This window comes from Nitrospinaceae bacterium, from assembly GCA_018669005.1.
Classification (GTDB): Bacteria; UBA8248; UBA8248; order UBA8248; family UBA8248; genus UBA8248.
The window spans coordinates 1-3357 of the sequence record JABJAL010000009.1; the positions used below are offsets into that span (position 1 = coordinate 1).

Below are 3357 nucleotides of genomic sequence, written 5' to 3' on the forward strand. Positions count from 1 at the left end.
GATGCCGCCTTCGCCCTGGACCGTTTCCACAATTACGGCGGCCGGAAGGTCAATACCGCTGGAGGGATCGTCCAAATAATTTCGAAACACGTCGATGGTATCGATGCTATTTCCCAAATAACCGTCGAACGGCATGAAGGCCGTATTTGCGGCCTGACCGGTGAATTCGTCCCGATAAAATCCATTTGCGGTAACGCCAAGGGACCCCATGGTTAGGCCGTGGTAGCCTTTGGTGAACGCGACGATGTTTGAACGCTTCTTAATCCGTCGGGCCAGCTTAAGGGCGGATTCTATGGCACAGGTTCCGGTCGGTCCGGTAAACTGAATTTTGTAGTTCAAATTTCGGGGCATCAGAATTGTATCAAGAAACTTCTGAAGAAAATTGCGTTTTGCCACGCTCGCCATATCCAATCCGTGAACGACGCGATTTTCACTGAGGTAGGCAATGAGCGCCTTTGTAATTCGCGGATTGTTGTGGCCGTAATTCAGGGCTCCGGCCCCGGCAAAAAAATCGATAAAGCGATTGCCCTGCTCATCAAACAGATTGGCTCCTTCGGCCTTGTCAAAAACAGCCGGAAAGGTACGGGCGTAGCTGCGTACGTTAGATTAAATTTGTTCGAAAATTTCCATGACAATTCCCAGAATGACGATCCTCAAAAGCGTAAAGAATTAAAATAAGATAAACTGATTCAAAATGGCTACAATTTTCGTATGATATATCCAACGGTGGAAAGCGCATAATCGAGCGGAGTATGGTGAATCAAAATGTCTCTAGGTTCTCCCGTTACCGGCATTGAATGGCCCGTTGTTCCAAACTACCGGCAGGCTTGCCTCATGGCCTTGCGGCGGTTCTTTGACGAAATCCAGGCATGGCCTAATGATCGCCTGACCGCGCACCAGTTGTCACAAGCAGGGCTTCTCCTTCTACACCACACTCAGGCATCTCCCTTCACGCGAAAGCGGCTCAAGCGCTACAAGCTTTCCCGGGACGGACAGATCACACTCAAGGAATTTCGCAACCTTCCCCTAATATCCATTGCCGACATCGAACTGGCGGGCGATGCCTTATTCAGTACGGAAATTCCCAACGAACACGGAAATCGGATCGGCTGGCCTTTTCCCGATCGATCGGGCGGGGAACATTCGATCCGCTATACGGAAGTCGGGCCGCTCATTCGGCGCGCTCTCTGGCAACGGAACTGTAGCCGTTACGGCCTGGATCCGAATCTCAGGTTCGTTGTCGCCATGCCTGCGGGAAAAGATGGTCTCAACCTTTCACTCGACGTAGGAATCGAGACGGAAGAAAAATTTTTCATGGGCGGCATCTTCCCTCGGCCCGGATCACGGAAGGATCTCTCTAATCCTAGAATAGACACCGCCCATACCCTTAAAGGCGCACCCGCTCTTGTGGTCGGACATACCTCGGATTTAATTAATCTGGCCGAGGCAACCGATGGTGCCGGCATTCAACGTGAAAATGTAAGAAGCATCTTCGTTCTTGATGGCGCACTTGATCCAACCAGACGTTCGATTATAGAAAAGTATTGGGGCGCACCGGTTTACCTTGTCCCTTACATACCTTTTTTTGGCTGCATCGCAATGGCGTGCGCCAAATACGGGCGTCACCATATCCATGCCGAAAATTTTCTTTTAGAAATACTCGACGAAGAAGGCCAACCCGCGCCGCTCGGAAATTTCGGACGTTTGGTTATCACCGATCTGCAAAACTTTGCCATGCCCTTGATCCGATACGACACCGGGGAAAAGGCGGCGCTTGACGTTGGGTGTGAATGCGGCCTCGGATTGCCCGTAATTCGCCTAGCGGACAAGAACCTACAATGCTGAATTCCGGCATTCCGGGACTCACTTGGCCTCCTATACCCGGACGTATGGATGCCTGGATACTCGCTCTGCTGGATCAATTCCACGAAGCCCGAAACTGGCCTCTTGACCGCCTTCGGGACCATCAGTTCAAACAACTTGCACCACTCCTCCGGCATCACGCCCGGACGTCTCCGTTCTTTACAGAACGCTATGGCGCTTGGGTTCGTGAGACGGGGGGCAAGCTAACACCGGAGAGTTTTAAAAAATTGCCGCTGCTGACCCGCGCGGATATTCAGAATGCCGGTGAATCTCTCTTCAGCACCGAGGTCCCCACTGATCATGGACTTATTTGGGGCAGGGGAACATCGGGCTCAACAGGTGAGCCGGTAACAATCCGAGTTACCAACCTGAGCGAGGCCTTCCGCTTTGCCCTGAGCCTCCGGTTCGAAGCATGGAACAACCGAGACAGAGACGGAATTTATGCACTCATCAGGGCGATCGAGGACTCCGAACAGGGCCTCCCTCCCGAGGGTGACAGCGAGCCAAATTGGCGCCCCTTTCCAGGAAATAGAACGCGGCTGCTAAACTGCGGGTCCTGCTCGCTCGACCAACAGCTCGACTGGCTGGCCGAAATGAAAGTGAATTACCTCACCACCTATCCTTCCAACCTGGAGTATCTCGCACGCAGGAGCGAGGAGCGAAATTTTGAACTGCCTTGCCTCCGCGACATGTCAACCATGAGCGAAGGATTGTCATTGGGGCAACGGACGTTAATCGAACGGGCTTTCGGCGCCCCAGTCATTGAAACCTACGGTTCGGAGGAAGTAGGTTTCACGGCCTTCCAATGTCCTCAGCCCGGTCACCACCATCTTTTGGTGCAGATGGAAAGTGTCATCTGGGAAATTCTGAACGAGAACGGTGAAGAATGCGCGCCGGGTGAGGTGGGGCGCGTGGTCGTGACCGATCTGCACAATTTCGCCTCTCCCCTAATCCGTTATGAACAAGGCGACCTTGCCGAATGGGACGCACCTTGTGCAGGGGAATTCACGCGTCCAGCAATTCGCCGGGTAATGGGAAGGGTCCGCCACATGATGCAACTGCCTGGCGGCGCAATGACTTTCCCATTCCGATGGGAGGAAGAGACCGGTAAAATCGCCCCTTCCGTGCGTCAACTTCAGATAATTCAGCGCAGTCTGTCCGAAATGGACGTCGTGCTCGCGGTACAGGAACCGCTGGTGGAAGAGGAAGAAAAGGCAATTCTAGGCACCATAGCCAAGCGGCTGGATCATAAATTTCAGCTAACCCCTGTCTATGTCGATAAAATTCCCCGCGCAAAAAGCGGCAAATTCGAAGAATTTGTCTGCGCTGTCGAAGGATAAACGGCGACCGCCAAGCCGAGAAAAATCGAGCCAGGAAATTCCCGTGCGACCCGTAAAAAATTTCAGGCCCGGGCTAGAGTAATTGCGGGCTGCTGGAGCTTGTTTTCGTAAAAGTGCCGCCGAGTGTCGTGTCTTTGGTGGAAAGACTGGATGA

The 3357-nt window shown here is 52.9% G+C and carries 2 protein-coding genes and 1 pseudogene; 2 read left to right on the forward strand and 1 reads right to left on the reverse strand.

Annotated features, from left to right (window positions below):
- Positions 1-630 (reverse strand): annotated as a pseudogene (locus HOJ95_00750) (aminotransferase class III-fold pyridoxal phosphate-dependent enzyme).
- Positions 631-765: 135 nt separating this feature from the next.
- Between HOJ95_00750 and HOJ95_00755 the strand changes: the two are divergent.
- Positions 766-1845, forward strand: a complete 1080-nt coding sequence (locus HOJ95_00755; protein MBT6393208.1) for a hypothetical protein — start codon at positions 766-768, stop codon at positions 1843-1845.
- The gene (locus HOJ95_00760; protein ID MBT6393209.1) at positions 1839-3203 is read left to right on the forward strand and encodes a phenylacetate--CoA ligase family protein; all 1365 of its coding nucleotides are present in this window, start codon (positions 1839-1841) and stop codon (positions 3201-3203) included. Before HOJ95_00755 ends, HOJ95_00760 begins: the two co-directional genes overlap by 7 nt.
- The last annotated feature ends 154 nt before the right edge of the window (positions 3204-3357 follow it).

Excerpts from the sequence above, each read along its gene's own strand:
- HOJ95_00755 (MBT6393208.1), top strand. The coding sequence starts at position 766 with ATGTCTCTAGGTTCTCCCGTTACCGGCATTGAATGGCCCGTTGTTCCA.
- HOJ95_00760 (MBT6393209.1), top strand. The coding sequence starts at position 1,839 with ATGCTGAATTCCGGCATTCCGGGACTCACTTGGCCTCCTATACCCGGA.